Raw genomic sequence first — 15,070 nt, 5'->3', positions numbered from 1 at the left:
TTTTAAGGATAAACCTTAGCCCACCAACCAGGCTTTTTTATGGTCTTCCGCATACTTGTCGAAAGAGATAGGGGATTTTCCTGTAATCTTTTGGACCAAATCGGTAATCGCCTCCGCATGACCGTCCCGAAGTGCCCCCGCAATCATAACTAGAAAGCCTGCATAATCTTCCGGCACACCTCCGCTGAGAAGTCCCTTTTTGAAATCTTCAGGACTTACGTTTACGTATTCGATTTTCAAGCCGGTCTGTTTGGAAATAATCTCCGCAACTTCATCGTGAGTCAGGGACTTTGTTCCTGTAAGTGCAAATGCTTGACTTGCAAATTTATCACCGCTTACTAATAGTTTGGCGGCAGTGCTGGAAATATCTCTGGAATCGATAAAACTTGTTTTTGCATTTCCTGCGGGAAAATAGATCTTTTTATCGCTTAAGATTCCTCCGATCCAGAATGTATGAAAATTTTGCATAAACCAATTGGGGCGGATGATATTCCAATTCAGTCCCGATTTTTCCAACAAAATCTCTGTTTTGCGGAAAGGTGCCTCATCCGGCGCAAACTCGACTCCCATGGCAGTCATAAGAACTATTTTTTTCAATTTCACCTGTTTTGCTTTTTCAATCCAGGGAGAAAGAATCTCGTATTGATTTGTAAATCCGGGAGGTGAGATGAAAAATGCAGCATCCACTTGATCCAATACCTCCAAACCTTTCTCCGGTGCGGAAGCATCGGAAACCACCCAAGTCACTCCCTTTTTCTTTTCGCCTTTTTCCGGAAATCTTGTTCCTGCAAATACTTCATGACCTGCTTCCAAAAGTTCCTGGATTACATTTTGGCTCACTTTGCCGCTTGCGCCGTTTACAAATATCTTCATATAAATCTCCTAATCAGATACAAGGCTACCTCAGAAATTTAAGACTGTCTATGTGTATAAGTATTAAAAATATATCCTTACGTATAATTTAGTAGACTTTTGGACATGGGGGTCTTATTTTTTAATTATGGATCTATTGTCTGCCATTTTGGACGAGGCCGGTTGGAAAAACGATTTGCTCACTCGGGATGCGATTCACGAGTCCTGGGGATTTCAGTTTCCCTGTGAAAAAAGCGGGGGCTTTCATATCATTACGCAAGGTTCTTGTTATGCGAGATTTCTGGGAAAACAATTCGAATTAAAAAAAGGAGACATCCTCTTCATCTCGAAAGGACTCACCCACGAATTATTATCCGATCCCAAGGCAAAGGTAGTAGGGATACAAAGGTTTTATGAAAAGAGGGAGCACCAAACAAAGGACAGCCTTCCGATAACTACCTTTGTTTCCGTCCGATATGAAATTCCTGAAAGGCCGCAGCATCCTTTTTTTCTGGAATTGCCGGATCATATACTGATGCGTGCCGAAGACATCGCGGCACATCACTCCCTTAACACTGCAACGACAATGATATCTCAGGAATTGGAATCCGGTTTCGGTTCCGATTTAATTTTACAAAGACTAACAGACATTTTGTTGTATTATGTGATCCGTCACTGGCTTTCCAAACACCCGAGTGCAAGCCCCGGATGGGTGATGGCGTTTCGTGACAATCATGTGATACTGGCATTGCAATCCATGCATAAAAACCCTTCCGCCGATTGGACATTGGAGTCTCTGGCAAAAAATATCGGGATCTCCCGGGCAGGGCTTGCCAATAAGTTCAAAGAAGTTTTAAATATTCCTCCTATGGAATATTTAACAAGGATCAGAATGGATAAGGCGAGAGATCTTTTTATGAAGGAAGATACTACCTTGGAAGAGGTTGCATTGGCTGTAGGGTATTCTTCAGCGTTTTCTTTTTCCAAAGCATACAAACGATTGTTTGGCGTGTCTCCAGCCCGGGAATGGAAAAAAGCCGGTTAATCAGTTTTATTATTTGTATCGTTTTTTGGTTTGATTAGAATTTCAGTCCTGCTTGCAGACTGGCATATCTGTGCACCAGGCTGATATCGGCGGAAGGAATATAATCCAAAGTGGAAATCTCGGCCGCAAGTTGTATAAACCAATCAGGTCTTTGCAAGGCAAATCCCAAAGTCAGTTTTCCTTGAAAGTTCCGAATCGGGACCGCATAATGTTTGCTACCTTCCGAGTTTTGCAAAAATATTTTTGACGCAACGATCAGGTTGTTATTCAAATTGGTTCCGTCTCCGAGCAAATACGAATAAGCAAGACTGCGGGCTGTCCTGGAAGGGAGCCCCTCGTTCAATAAGGTTTCAAGGAGAAAGTATTCTATGGTAGGATATCTGAATTTATAATCACTGATCGGAGTAAGATCCCTTGCAATCAGCAAGGAAAGGTCGTTGGAAATGGGATTGCCCGCATTGAAAAGAGTATTGAAAATCAAAAACTGAAAGCCGGGCTTTTCTTCGGAACGGGTCAGGGCATCAAATATAGCATAACGATATAACGAATCCGCGCTTGTATGGTGTTTCATCTTTTGAAAGGAATCTTTGCCGGCTTGCAATGTGCCGTTCCAGGATTGATACACCGCCTCGGGTTTTATGAAAAAATAATATTCCGTATCATCTACCGGGTATACGGATGTGGGATCATTGAAAGTAAATCCTCCCGAAACAGGAGATACTATCTTTCCAAAACGAAAAATCGGGCCGAGGGAAGCCGAAGTATCGAAATTTCCAATCTTAACAGTCGTTTGTATGCCAAGTTCTTTGATCCAAAAATATTTATAATCCAGGTTCAATTGATAAATGGTTTTGTTGGGGATTTGATTTTTCCAGCCTTGCGGGTGAGTAGCGCCTATGACTTTGTGAACTTGGGATTGAAAATATTCTCCACCTGCGTTTGAACCTATTTCTCCGAACCCTGTTTCAACGGTAAAAGAACTTTGTTTCCACCAATAAGTCGATATCGAACTTGCTTGCATATAACCGGCATAAGGTCTTTCTCCGTGTGCGATGTCTTTGCGGATTGTGTTTTGAGGTGTAAAAAGTTTTTGTGTTAATGCGTATCCGTTGTATTCTTTGGAATTGTCGGCAAAGACGGGAATCAGTTTTTTTAATCCCAAAAATATCCATGCTGATGGTGAATGTAAAAATTCATATTGTCCGTATTCAAGTCTTGTTCCGTGAGTGTATTCCCGATCGGATAAAAGTATGACATCGTTTTCAATTCCGAGCTTTAGCACTCGTTTGGCGGTAGTTGGAACAGAGTTGTCTAAGGTATTGTCTTTCGAAGTTTTTTCTTCACTTTGTAAGGAAAAGAAATTTGAATGCGATAAAATAACAATAATAACAACAAAGAAAGCTTGTTTCAATAAAGACATGCAAGAATAAAGCTTAGTTTTGTTTCATTTGGCATTGTACCTACTACTTTTTGATCATTAGCCATTTCAAACTTTAAATAAAAAGCCTATGGCAGATTTAAGGAAGATCCGAGGCTTTTATCGTTTTGATTGTAAAGTAACCTCTTCCATCGTTTCCGAAGCTCGGGATCTCTTGATAAGCGATCGCTATCGCACCTATACAAGTTTGTATCATTTGGTTTTTATAATAAAGCACCGGATAAGGTTTATTGAGTTCGTACAAGATCCGTTCGAATTTTCCGGTATTTGCGTTTATCCGGAGAGTCGTTAGAGGATAAGCACCGGAAGGTTGATTGACTTCAATTGAGCTTGAGACCAAAAATTTTTCACCGTTAGGCAGGCCTATGGTAGTTGAATACAGACTTTCCGAGTTGGTAGGATACATAAGGGTTGCGACTGATCCCTCGATGACGCCTGTAGTAGCGTGCCCGAAATAACTATGCCACAAAGAGTTTCCTTGCGTATCAAAACTTTCGTAAGCGAGGTTTCTAAGTCCGGAGGTTTGACTTGTTTCCGCAGGCGTACCGAAAGAATCGCTGGCGTGTCCTAAAGAAAGAATATTGCCTTTCACATTTAAAATTTTTCTAAGTCGCGTTTCTATGGAAGATGCGCTTCCGCTGTAGGTGGCCCATTCCGGTTCCTGTCGTAGGTTGGAATTTACTCTTACTTTCGCGAGAAAATTCTTTTTATTTCCGGGAGAAGGATGAGTCGTTACATTCGGAGTGGATAATAAATTTTGAGCTGTTCCTCCTAAGAAAACGGAATCTCCGTTTCTGATTGCCGAAACCGCTTCTTCGCTTCCTAAGCCTTGGATGTACTGTTGGGAAATCGGTGTTCCGATAGTAGAAAGCAATGCATAAATGATGTCCGAGTAGTTCGTTTCACCCGAATGAGTATTAGTTGGTGATGGAAACTCGGAAAGAGGGGAATGGTTGTTCGTTCCGTTCAGCCCTAAAAATAAATGGATATAGTTTTTTGTGTCCACTTCGAATGCATAAGGCCAGGTTAGATCCGTACTATCCAGATAAGTCAACCATTGCCTTGTTCCATCCTGGCTATATTTTGCCAAAAGGAATGAATAGGGATTTCCTGCCATGGGAGAAATCGAATCCGGCAAACTGTTTTGAACTGCAATTCCACCTATAAAAATTTCCCCGGAAGCTGAAATTTTAACAGTAGATTTCGCAGAATCGCTGTTTTGCGGTTTCCCCAGATAATCAACCCAAGCAGCGGCTCCGGTTCTGCTGGAGATTTTTACGATAAATATGTTCATATCGGTTCCGGCAACTCCGGTAAAAGGAGTTTTGGTTTCTTTGAGCAGGTCGTTTCCGGAAGTAAGAGGCTCGTTCGTAATCCCCGTTGCAATGATATCACCGTTAGGTAGAGCCGCCAGATCATTCAGCATGGTAAGATATCTTCCGGTTCCGAAATTGTTTGCCCAGATTCTGCAATGGGGAGTCAGAAATTCGTTCATCAAACCCGCTTGGAAGAAGCTGGAAGAAAGCGGATCTCCCTGGTTATTCAAATTGATTTTGCAGCCGGCCAGTCCGAAAATCTGGAGAAACAGTAATGCTCGATAGAAGATAGATTTCATATTGGTTGTCGATTTTTAAGAAAAATGAATTCCTAAAAAGTATCTGAATCTATAAAAATAACAATTCAATTTGAGAGAACTGCGGACTTCCGAAAATATATATATTCTTTTGTTAAAACATTTATCCATTATAGTAAACATGATATACGTAATAACGGAAATGAATTGCAAAATGGCTGGTTTTGGATAGAATTCTGGTGCAAGTGAGAGGTATTTCCCCATGTCATTACAAGATGAAATCAGTGAAATCTACCAGGAAGTTATGGAAGCGAACGAAGATATGAGGATTGCTTTGGAAAGATGGAAAAATTTCGATTTTTCCGAAGAAGAGGATTTGCTTTATAAATAAAATTTTTCTTTGTTTCTTATGTTTCCCGGCGTCTCGTTTTTATTTCCATTTTATGCTCGTTTGGCGATAGCCTTCTTGTAAACTGTTTCGTATTCTCCGGTTCTCTTTTTCCAACCCCAGTCTTGTCTCATTATATTTTCTCTGACTTCATAAAATTTGACCTTGTTTTTATACAAAGTCTCCGCGCGTTCCAGTGCGTATCCCAAAGAAGACGGGTCGTTGGGTTCGAATACGATCCCTGTATAGTATTTATTTTGTGAAGATTCCACAACAGTATCTTTCAATCCTCCGACTCTGGATACGATCGGTATTGTGCCGTATGCGTGGCTGTAGAGTTGGTTGAGTCCACAAGGTTCGAAGAGAGAAGGCATAAGAAAAAAATCGGATGCGGCTTCGATTTTACGGGCAAGCTCTTCGCTATAACCTTTATAAAAATAGATACGATCCTGTTCCGTATGGGAAAGATGAAAGAGAGGGTTTTCCAAATCCTTTTCCCCCGCACCTTGAAAGATATAATAATGCGACAAGTGTTTTCTCTCTTGGAAGCTTTGTAAAAATACGGAATAACCTTTTTGATAAGTAAGCCTTCCTATGATTCCTACCAGAGAGCGATTTGGATCGATCAAGGGACGGCCAATCTCCATATAAAGTTCGGTTTTGTTTTTTAATTTTCCTTCTTTGTTTGTTTTTGCATCAAACCTTTCAAAGATACGGATGTCATTTGATGGATTCCATTCTTCGGGATCGATTCCGTTGATGATCCCGGTATAATCATCGCTTCTCCGGCGAAGTGCTTCCGAAAGCCCGAATCCGTTTGCATCCAGCAAAGTTTCTTTCCTGTATCCAGGACTTACGGTTGTTATCTGATCTGCGGAAAGTAGTCCCGCTTTCAGATAATTTGTTTTTCCTTCGTGCAAGAGAAATTCGGGATGGAGTAAAAACGGTTCTTCTTTAAGGAAACCTGTCATCCAAAGAGGATGATCTCCCTGGTAGGCGAGGTTGTGAATGGTGAATACGGATGGTTTTCCACCGGGAGAATGTTTTTGCAAAACGGGGGCCAATGCAGTGTGCCAGTCGTGGGCATGGAAAACATCCGTATCCAGGACTTGGCTCAAATGGAAAGCAGCATAAGAATAAACCGCAAACCGGAAATGTTCATCGTTGTTTCCATAGATGGTTTCCAGATCCCGAAACAAGGGAGAATCGAAAAAATAAAGCTTGAGCCTTCCTTTTCGGGCTTCCCGGAAGCAGGAATCCTTCAAAATTTCAAGAACAGGGTTTGTTTTTTCGGGAAAGGAGAGCTTTATCGGGATGGTTTTTCCAGTGAATTCAGGTTTTTCCTTCAGGCCCCGGATCAGAGGCAAAGTCACGGAAACATCGTGGTTTTGTGACTGTTCTTTGGACAAAGAAGCAAGCATGTCCGAAAGACCCCCCATCTTTATGTAGGGAAAATATTCCGCCGTGGCGTGAAGAATCTTCATATTCTGTTATTGACACCGACTCGCAAAATGGGAAGCTAGAAAAACACTATTTGAAATCCAGGAGAAATCCATGTCAGTATCCACTAACTTACGCGGCCTTGCAGAGCTCGGCCTGAAACCATCTGAAGTCTTCCATAACCTATCTTACGACGAAATTTACCAGCACGAAATCAACAACAAAGAAGGCGTAGTGTCTGACAACGGTACAGTGATGGTGGATACAGGGATTTTCACGGGACGTTCTCCTAAAGACAAATACTTTGTAGATGAACCTTCTTCCAATGAAAACATTTGGTGGGGACCTGTAAATACAAAGGTTTCCGAAGCTATCTTTAACGAACTTTATACGGAAGTGGTAAAGTTTTTGGACAACAAAAAACTTTACGTTTTCGACGGTCATGCAGGAACGAATGCTGATACCCGCATCTCACTCAGAGTGGTAACGGAAAGAGCTTGGCAACATCATTTTTGCACAAACATGTTCCTTCGTCCTACCAAAGATGAATTGGCAAACCTACTTCCCGAATTTACAATCATCAATGCTTCCGGTTATAAAAACACAAAGTACAAAGAGCACGGTTTGAACTCGGATGTATTCGTGATTTTCCACCTTGCTAAAAAAATCTGTATCATTGGTGGAACCGAATACGGTGGAGAGATGAAAAAAGGTATCTTCTCCGTTATGAACTACTATCTGCCTCTCAAAGGCGTATTGACTATGCACTGTTCTGCAAACGTAGGTGGAGCAGGGGATTCTGCACTTTTCTTCGGTTTATCCGGAACCGGAAAAACAACTCTTTCCACAGACCCGAACCGCAAACTCATCGGTGACGACGAACACGGTTGGGACGATAATGGTATCTTCAATATCGAAGGCGGCTGTTATGCGAAGACGATCAATCTTGATCCTACAACAGAGCCTGAGATTTATGCGGCAATCCGAAGAGACGCTCTTCTTGAGAACGTAGTATTTGATGCTACCACAAAGAAAGTGGATTATTCTTCTGCGGCAAAAACGGAAAACACCCGTGTATCTTATCCGATTTTCCATATCGATAACATCCAACCGGATTCCAAAGCAGGTCACCCGAACACCGTAATCTTTTTGACATACGATGCTTACGGAGTTCTTCCTGCGGTTTCCAAACTATCCATCGAACAAGCTATGTATCACTTCTTGTCGGGTTATACTGCAAAGGTAGCGGGAACAGAGCGCGGTGTAAAAGAGCCTCAAGCGACTTTCTCCGCTTGTTTCGGTCAGGCGTTTATGACTCTTCACCCAACTTTCTATGCGAAGTTGCTCGGTGAGAAGATGAAAAAACACAATGTAAATGCTTACCTGATCAACACCGGACTCGTAGGTGGAAAGTATGGAGTGGGAAAACGTATGAATCTTCCTGCGACCCGCCAGATCATCAATGAAATCCTAAACGGCAACATTGAAAAATCCGAGTTCGAAAAACACCCTGTATTCCAAGTTTCTTTCCCTAAGACAGTGACAGGAGTGGATTCTCAAATCCTCAATCCTCGTAACGCTTGGGCAGACAAAGCAGAGTATGACAAAACAGCGGGCGACCTTGCGAAACAATTTGTAGAAAATTACAAAAAGTATCTCACAGGTGGTTCGAAAGAATTTGATTTCAGTGCTTATGGTCCTGTTGCTTAATTAAAGTTAAGCGACCAGGTTTAGTAAAAACCAAATAAAAAACCCGCATCTAATCCATGCGGGTTTTTTTATATTCGGACTCATCTCTATTTTTTAAAAATCAATACCGTTCGCGGTTTATTTTTTCTGCGCCTCGATGCTTGCTCCGACCATGGTTGCGATAAATATCATGGTGAGATAACGAAGTCCGATTTGGATGAAGTAATCTCCCGCTGACATCTTGGACATCGGGATTAAAATCAAAAAATCAAGAACGATATTTTCTACGAACCAGAGGATCCCGGTTCCTGTAAATGTAATCAGTGCCGACTCAGGTTTCAACTTGGCCAACTGGTAGAGCAGGTAACAGCCGGTTAAACTTCCTACAAGGATCATCGTTGTTTTGAATAAAAAAAGATCTCCTTGTAGTTTGCCTTCGGGAGAGTAAAAGCCGAAAGAAACAAAAAAGGGTACGATCCAAAGAACCACGCCAAAAATTAGAATTCGCAATAAATGTTTTTTCATCGTTCGATGTTCCACGCTCCTGTGCGCGTAACCTCCGTTTTACGACGCACGAGCTTCGGCCGTCCTGGCCTCGCCACCGCGAGAAACATCTCTCTCACTTTTAAGAGGCGAGAGACTTTATCTATGTATTGTGCGCTTTGCAATTTTCTTCTCCTATTCCTTTTTTTACAAATTTATATTTTCCAATTCTTTTTCTGTAAACAAATAATTGGGGATTTTTTGCCGTTTTAGCGAACAAAAAGTTGAATTTTACAACACAACCTTTTTTTTGTTAAGTGATCATTTTGTGTTTCATAAATCTTTACTCGACCAATTTTCGTTCTCTCCGTTCGATGAACTAACCAATCTGTCTGAGGTACCACTTGAATCATCCGGAACAAGCGCAATCAAATGAAAATACAGGTCTTCATAAAACCTTAGGTCCGATTCATCTTTGGGGAATTGCAGTAGGGCTTGTGATCTCAGGAGATTATTTCGGATGGAACCTAGGTTGGTCTGTGGCCGGGTTTTGGGAATTTGCACTCGCCGTATTTATCATCGCGGTCTTTTATATTTGTTTTGCACTTTGTTTTACCGAACTCGCGGCATCCATCCCTCATTCGGGAGGACCTTTTGCCTATTCTCATTTGGCACTGGGAAAGATAGGAGGGTTTATCAGCGGGTTTTTGGTCTTGGCAGAATTCATTCTGGCACCTCCTGCCATCGCATCTGCATTAGGTGGATATTTTCACTTTCTATTTCCTATCATTCCCGATCTATATGCGTCTTTCGGTTTTTTCGGAATTTTAGTGATCATCAATCTTCTGGGAGTCAAACAAACGGCTAGATTCGAATTGTTTGTAACGATCACTGCGATTTGCGGGTTGTTGCTTTATCTAGGAGCGATCGTTCCTTATTTTTCATTTCAATCGTTTGCGGAACTTCCTAGTTTCGCCGAGTTTTCCTTTTCTTCTTTCTTTCAATCCATTCCGTTTGCGATTTGGTTCTTTCTTGCTGTTGAAGGTGTGGCTATGGCTGCCGAAGAAGTAAAAGATCCGAAAAAAGACATTCCCAAAGGTTATGCCGCAGGAATCGGGACACTTATCTTTCTCGCTTCTTCCGTTTTTATAGGAACGGCAGGTGTGGTTAATACGAAAGAAGTGGCTGGTTTGGATTATCCTCTGTCATTCGTATTGACAAAGTTATACGGAATCGATTCCTATATTGCAAAGATTTTTACATTCATCGGTCTGTTCGGTCTGATCGCTTCTCTTTTCGGAATCATTTTGGGTGCCTCCCGATTGGTCTATGCTTTGTCCAAGGAAAAGTTTTTGCCAGGATTCCTGGGAAAATTAAATCACAAAACCCATGTGCCCGTCAATGCGGTGTTTGTCGGTGCTGCCATAGGATTTTTGGCGCTTTGTATAGGAAAAACTTCGGAGTTAATCACTGCGAGTGCACTCGGTGCCTGCGGGATGTATGTGGTGAGTATGATTTCTTTTTTTGTTTTGAGAAAGAAGGAACCGAATCGTTCGAGACCCTATATCGCGCCTTTTTATCCGGTTTTGGCAATCATTGCTTTGGGGTTGGGCCTCGTCGCTCTGGTTTCGGTAATTTACAGCAATCCTTTTGTCGCCTTGATTTTGTTTGGCGGGTTTGCGGTTTCTACCGTAGGTTTTTTGTTATGGGGCAAAAAGGGATAATGTTTTAGGAGAGGAAAGGTGCGGGAATATGAAGTTGTCAATTAAGACCAAATAGTTTTTAATCCGGAAACCTTATATTTCTTCATTTCTGAATCTTTGGAAATTAATGTAAGCTTTCTGGAGATACATTGCCAAATCAGCATTCGATCAAAAGGATCTCTATGAAAATCTTCTTTCAAGTTATGATATGAAGAAGCATCTTCTTTGTTTAGTTCTATAGTATTAATATTTAATTTTTCAAGAAATTTAGGAATATCCTCCGGTTTAAAACCAGAGAGTTTAAGTTTACCAAGTTTATATTTTAAAGAAAGTTCCCACAAGGATATGGAACTAACTAAAATTTGATTATTTTGATCTTGTATAATCGTAGCCGCTTTCTTACTTAATTGTTTTGAGTCACCAATGACCCAGAGTAGGGCATGAGTATCTAAAAGGAACGTCATTTAAATACTTAAGAATTCTTCCTCAGTAATTGAAAAATCTTTTTCAAAAGAAATTTTTACCTTTCCATCAAGCATTCCAATTTTTCTCTTTGCACCAGTGTTTTGATTGACTGGTACTATCATAGCAATGGTCTTTTTATTTTTTCCAAAAAGAATTCCGACCTTTTCTCCATTTTTGACATATTCAAGAACCTCGGAGAAATGAGATTTTAGTTCACCGACAGGGAATGATTTCATAATACTTTAAACTTATTTTAAGTTGACAAGTTGTCAAGAAAATAGCTTTCATTTTTTCTTATTTGAAATGGGTTTTTACCCATGTCATTTAACAAACTAGGCTTACCGACGTTGTTCGCAGCGGTAAGGCGTAGTTATGCGAAGTGGCTGAACTTATAAAGACCAATCTTCCACTTTTAGGTTTTTAATTCTTTTGAATTCCTTTGTGTTGTTAGTAATAAAAGTTAAATTTTTTGAAATAGCTTGAGCTGCTAATAAGGCATCAGCAGATCCGATTAGGTTTCCTGATTTTTTTAAATCAGCTTTAATGATTCCGAATGCTTGTGTGTCGGACTGTTCAAATGGTAAAATTTCAAAAATAGATAAGAATTCGATCAAAGAAAATCTATTTTTTTCTTTCTGTTCACTATTCTCTATACCAAACTCAAGCTCAGCTAAAGTTAATGATGAAATAAAAATTCCTTTATTATAATTCTTTTTCAATTTATCTAAAAGAACCGTATTCTTCTTTTTAATAAGAAAAATACAAATATTCGTATCTAAAAGGAACATTAAAAACTGTCTCTTTCCGATTCAGGTAATTCGCTCCTTCCCTCTTTAAGAAAATCGTCAGTGAATCCGTTTAACCCTTCAAGGAAAGCATTCCATGCTTTGTTTTTCGGCACTAGAATGACAGCATCGCCGAGTTTTTGTATAAATACTTCTTCGCCTTTAAATTGAAATTCCTTTGGAAGCCGGACTGCTTGGCTTCTCCCGTTTACAAATATTTTTGCTGTTTGCATGAATCTTTACCTTAGTAGAGTATATACTGCGGTATATATCAGGTCAACCCTGATTTTCAAGCTTGGTGAATATTGGTGTAGTGAGAAAAACGGCTGGCCTTTCCTTGGAGGAACTAAAGGCGTAAGTACGAAGTGGTTTCTAGCTTGTTCTTCTGTTTACTTCAGTAAGTAAGAGGAAGATTTCTAAATGCGTGGGGATCTTCTCATCGGATTTTTTAAGATCCGCCCGCTGTTTTAATATTTAAGGTTTTCGGAGTTAAGGAGAATCCATCCGTGTCTTTAATCAGACTGGTGGGAGTGATTTTATAATTGACCCCACTGTAAATATTACCTCCGCCAAAGATAATCGTAGAGGTATTTCCCACCGTTGTATGAGAAATTGATTTTGCGGATTCCGGTGTTCCTATTATGAAGCTAATATTTTGCTCCAGTATCGTACTTGCATCCACTGTATTGCTAAATGTAAAAACAATTGTAAATGTGCTACCGGAAAGCGGCACTGACTGATCCCCTTCAACCGGATTGGTGCTAACCAAAGTAAACTCAGTGGTTAGGGCAACTGTCTCGTCAAGAGTGTAAGTTGTAAGTCCCAGAACAGTGAAAGTACCGGAATCGGAACCTTGTGTAACAGTTGTACCACTGACTACCAAAGTAAAACTACCCAAACTAACTCCGCCGGAACTTGTTACGTTGATCGTATAAGTGCCAGGACGAAGTTTGAGTAGAAATTTTCCAATCCCGTTCGTTGTCGCAGTAGTACTAACGGCAACTGTATCTTTTGCGGAAGAGGAAACAGAACCTAAACTGAGAGTAGCATTTGTAACCGAGCTACCCGAGCTTTTGAGTTGGCCTAGCACTTGTAAAGTGGCACCGGTGTCTGTAGTGCTTGCCGATGATCCACTCCCAGCTAAAAGGGCAAGTGCTCCCGCACCACTGGATTCCGAAGTTGCCGGATTGAAAACGGACTGGATGGCAGGGTTGAAGTAACAATTGGAAGAAAATAGGATGCCAATGATAAGAACCGGGATTTTACTGAGTAAATTTGATTTAGAATTTTGTTTTTTCATTTTGGTATCCCCGATCTTCCCTGTCTCTAGGAAAAGGATAGCACCTATGCAGAAGTTTTCTAGAAATAAATTTCCGAAAAAACAATTTTAATCCGAGCGAAATCCACTACGGGCGAAAGACTTATCCCCCAAACGAGGGATGTCGGGCTAGGCACGTTCTTATAAAAATTGTTTGTTTTTTTAGTTTCATCTAATGAGTATAAGGTATGATTCCTTTACCAGATAAACAAACTGGGTTTGCCATTATTTGCCAAATTCCAAGTCACTACTAGAAGTTTCCCTGAGCTAGGTTCGATCAATATAACAGGTCGAAAGCCGGAGTTTATTCCTTGTCCCATGGAAATATCCGTATAAGTGCAGTTAGTCCCATCTGGATCACAGCGAAATAGGCCCGACTTACTATCATTAAATTGATTCATGGTCGCAAACAATAATTTTCCCGAAATAAAATCTATCACTGCAGACGGAGAGGTACCAGAGTTAGCACCTTGGCTAGCAGAAACATCCGTATGAGCGCAACCTGTTCCATCCAAATTGCAACGAAACAAACCGGGCTTTCCTCCATTTGCAGCATTGGAAGTAAATGCTAGAAGTTTCCCAGAACTAGTATCGATGATTGCAGTTGGCCTCCCTCCAGAGCTAGTTCCTTGACCTGCGGAAATATCCGTATGGGTACAACTAGTGCCATCCAGATTGCATCGAAACAGACTCGGTTTGCTATTATTGGCTCCATTGCAAGTTACTACCAGCAGCTTCGCCGCAATAGGATCAATCACCACACCTGGAAAAAGTGCAATTGAGTTTGTTCCTTGCCCCGCAGATATATCCGTATGGGTACAACTAGTGCCATCCAGATTACAGCGATATAGACTAGGTTTACTGTTATTCGCTTCATTCCGAGCTACCACTAGCAGCTTCCCAGCAATAGAATCAATAACTCCCATTGGATACATACCTGAGTTAGTTCCCTGCCCTGCAGAGATATCGGTATGCGTACAACTGGTTCCATCCAGATTGCAGCGAAACAAACTTAATTTACCGTTATTTGCCACATTGTTAGTCACTACCAATAGTTTTCCGGAAGCGGAATCAATAAGTACCGATAATTCAAATCCAGAGTCAGTTCCTTGTCCTGCGGAAAGATCGGTATGTGTGCAACCGCTCCCATCCAGATTGCAGCGAAACAAACTCGGTTTACCGTTATTTGCACCATTGTTAGTAACTACCAATAGTTTTCCTGCGGCAGTATCGATCACTGCCCTTGGATTGATTCCGGAGTTCGTGCCCTCTCCCGCAGAAATATCTATATGACCTCCTGATATGGCCGTACCGACCGGGACAGAAGTAGTAAACACGGTTTGTTCCCCGGAGAGTAAACTCACCCCTCCGCCGACTGCACCATTCCTTGCTTCGACCCGAACATAATACAGTGTATCGCTTGTCAAACCAGTGATCTTATAGTATAGATTGCTAATCCCTGTTATGCTGGTGGAGGAGGTGGTCACAGGACTTGAGGTACTATAATAAATTCTATATTCGGTGGCGTTGGAAACAGGAGCCCATTGCACAAAGATCTCCGTTCCTGTGCCTAGTGCGGAAACTTGGGAAGGAGTGGCAATGGTAGTGTCAATAATGTAATTTTCACTGGAAACAGCGGAGGTATTTCCGGCCTGGTCGCGGGCGATGAAGTTTATATAGGTTGTGGCAAGATCGGCCGGTGCAATTGCACTAGAATATAAAGTTCCCGAAGTGATCGTCCCTGTTGTTCCGGTAATAGCTGGATCAGTCGGAGCGGAACCGGTTTGGTTAGAGTATGCGATTTTGTCACAACCGGCTCCGCCTGCATCATTGCAAGTCAGTGAAACGGAAAAGAATGTGATATAACTACCGCTTGTTGGATTTGCGCCGA

General features: G+C 41.3%; 15 protein-coding genes. 4 read left to right on the top strand and 11 right to left on the bottom strand.

Features of this window, described 5'->3' with window-relative positions; translation table 11 throughout:
• Positions 1 to 15: 15 nt before the first annotated feature.
• On the bottom strand, positions 16 to 873 hold the full coding sequence (locus tag EHS11_RS13125) for an SDR family oxidoreductase (RefSeq protein ID WP_135764871.1): 858 nt from the start codon (positions 871 to 873) through the stop codon (positions 16 to 18).
• Between the two features lie 127 nt (positions 874 to 1,000).
• Between EHS11_RS13125 and EHS11_RS13120 the strand changes: the two genes are divergently transcribed.
• Positions 1,001 to 1,897 (top strand): AraC family transcriptional regulator, encoded by an 897-nt coding sequence (locus EHS11_RS13120; protein ID WP_135764870.1) that lies wholly within the window; start codon positions 1,001 to 1,003, stop codon positions 1,895 to 1,897.
• A gap of 34 nt (positions 1,898 to 1,931) precedes the next feature.
• On the opposite strand, the gene EHS11_RS13115 is transcribed toward EHS11_RS13120, so the two are convergent.
• Both EHS11_RS13115 and EHS11_RS13110 read right to left on the bottom strand, forming a co-directional pair.
• The gene (locus EHS11_RS13115) at positions 1,932 to 3,317 is read right to left on the bottom strand and encodes a lipid A-modifier LpxR family protein (protein WP_135764869.1); all 1,386 of its coding nucleotides are present in this window, start codon (positions 3,315 to 3,317) and stop codon (positions 1,932 to 1,934) included.
• Positions 3,318 to 3,414: 97 nt separating this feature from the next.
• Positions 3,415 to 4,950 carry a hypothetical protein gene (locus EHS11_RS13110; protein WP_135764868.1) on the bottom strand — a complete coding sequence of 512 codons (1,536 nt, stop codon included), beginning with the start codon at positions 4,948 to 4,950 and terminating at the stop codon, positions 3,415 to 3,417.
• Between the two features lie 220 nt (positions 4,951 to 5,170).
• On the opposite strand from EHS11_RS13110, the gene EHS11_RS20345 reads away from it, so the two are divergent.
• Entirely contained in the window at positions 5,171 to 5,299 is a 129-nt protein-coding gene (locus tag EHS11_RS20345; protein WP_281282580.1) for a hypothetical protein, read from the top strand.
• A gap of 50 nt (positions 5,300 to 5,349) precedes the next feature.
• On the opposite strand, the gene EHS11_RS13105 is transcribed toward EHS11_RS20345, so the two are convergent.
• Positions 5,350 to 6,780 (bottom strand): glycogen synthase, encoded by a 1,431-nt coding sequence (locus EHS11_RS13105; RefSeq protein ID WP_135764867.1) that lies wholly within the window; start codon positions 6,778 to 6,780, stop codon positions 5,350 to 5,352.
• A gap of 70 nt (positions 6,781 to 6,850) precedes the next feature.
• Between EHS11_RS13105 and pckA the strand changes: the two genes are divergently transcribed.
• Positions 6,851 to 8,446 (top strand): phosphoenolpyruvate carboxykinase (ATP), encoded by a 1,596-nt coding sequence (pckA, locus tag EHS11_RS13100; protein WP_135764866.1) that lies wholly within the window; start codon positions 6,851 to 6,853, stop codon positions 8,444 to 8,446.
• Positions 8,447 to 8,563: 117 nt separating this feature from the next.
• On the opposite strand, the gene EHS11_RS13095 is transcribed toward pckA, so the two are convergent.
• Positions 8,564 to 8,950, bottom strand: coding sequence for a hypothetical protein (locus tag EHS11_RS13095; RefSeq protein WP_135764865.1), 387 nt, complete (start codon positions 8,948 to 8,950; stop codon positions 8,564 to 8,566).
• Positions 8,951 to 9,312: 362 nt separating this feature from the next.
• On the opposite strand from EHS11_RS13095, the gene eat reads away from it, so the two are divergent.
• Positions 9,313 to 10,632: an ethanolamine permease gene (gene eat / locus EHS11_RS13090; protein ID WP_135764864.1), complete on the top strand. Its 1,320-nt coding sequence runs from the start codon at positions 9,313 to 9,315 to the stop codon at positions 10,630 to 10,632.
• A gap of 41 nt (positions 10,633 to 10,673) precedes the next feature.
• Here the strand turns inward: eat and EHS11_RS13085 are convergent, their stop codons facing one another.
• The 6 genes from EHS11_RS13085 to EHS11_RS13060 form a co-directional block, all read right to left on the bottom strand.
• The gene (locus EHS11_RS13085; protein ID WP_135764863.1) at positions 10,674 to 11,075 is read right to left on the bottom strand and encodes a type II toxin-antitoxin system VapC family toxin; all 402 of its coding nucleotides are present in this window, start codon (positions 11,073 to 11,075) and stop codon (positions 10,674 to 10,676) included.
• Positions 11,076 to 11,312, bottom strand: coding sequence for a type II toxin-antitoxin system Phd/YefM family antitoxin (locus EHS11_RS13080; RefSeq protein ID WP_135764862.1), 237 nt, complete (start codon positions 11,310 to 11,312; stop codon positions 11,076 to 11,078).
• 153 nt (positions 11,313 to 11,465) lie between these two features.
• Positions 11,466 to 11,864, bottom strand: a complete 399-nt coding sequence (gene vapC, locus EHS11_RS13075) for a type II toxin-antitoxin system tRNA(fMet)-specific endonuclease VapC (RefSeq protein ID WP_135764861.1) — start codon at positions 11,862 to 11,864, stop codon at positions 11,466 to 11,468.
• Positions 11,864 to 12,094 carry a type II toxin-antitoxin system antitoxin VapB gene (gene vapB, locus EHS11_RS13070; protein ID WP_135764860.1) on the bottom strand — a complete coding sequence of 77 codons (231 nt, stop codon included), beginning with the start codon at positions 12,092 to 12,094 and terminating at the stop codon, positions 11,864 to 11,866. The genes vapC and vapB overlap by 1 nt, the downstream gene beginning before the upstream one ends.
• Before the next feature lie 215 nt (positions 12,095 to 12,309).
• On the bottom strand, positions 12,310 to 13,161 hold the full coding sequence (locus tag EHS11_RS13065) for an Ig-like domain-containing protein (RefSeq protein ID WP_135764859.1): 852 nt from the start codon (positions 13,159 to 13,161) through the stop codon (positions 12,310 to 12,312).
• A 215-nt stretch (positions 13,162 to 13,376) separates the two neighbouring features.
• Positions 13,377 to 15,070: fibronectin type III domain-containing protein (locus EHS11_RS13060; protein WP_210413687.1), on the bottom strand; the 1,694-nt coding region annotated here is incomplete at its 5' end.

Origin of the sequence: Leptospira ilyithenensis (assembly GCF_004771005.1) — a bacterium.
Taxonomy (GTDB): Bacteria; Spirochaetota; Leptospiria; order Leptospirales; family Leptospiraceae; genus Leptospira_A; species Leptospira_A ilyithenensis.
The sequence above is the reverse complement of the archived record's forward strand: the minus strand, read 5'-3'. Positions and strand labels throughout refer to the sequence as shown.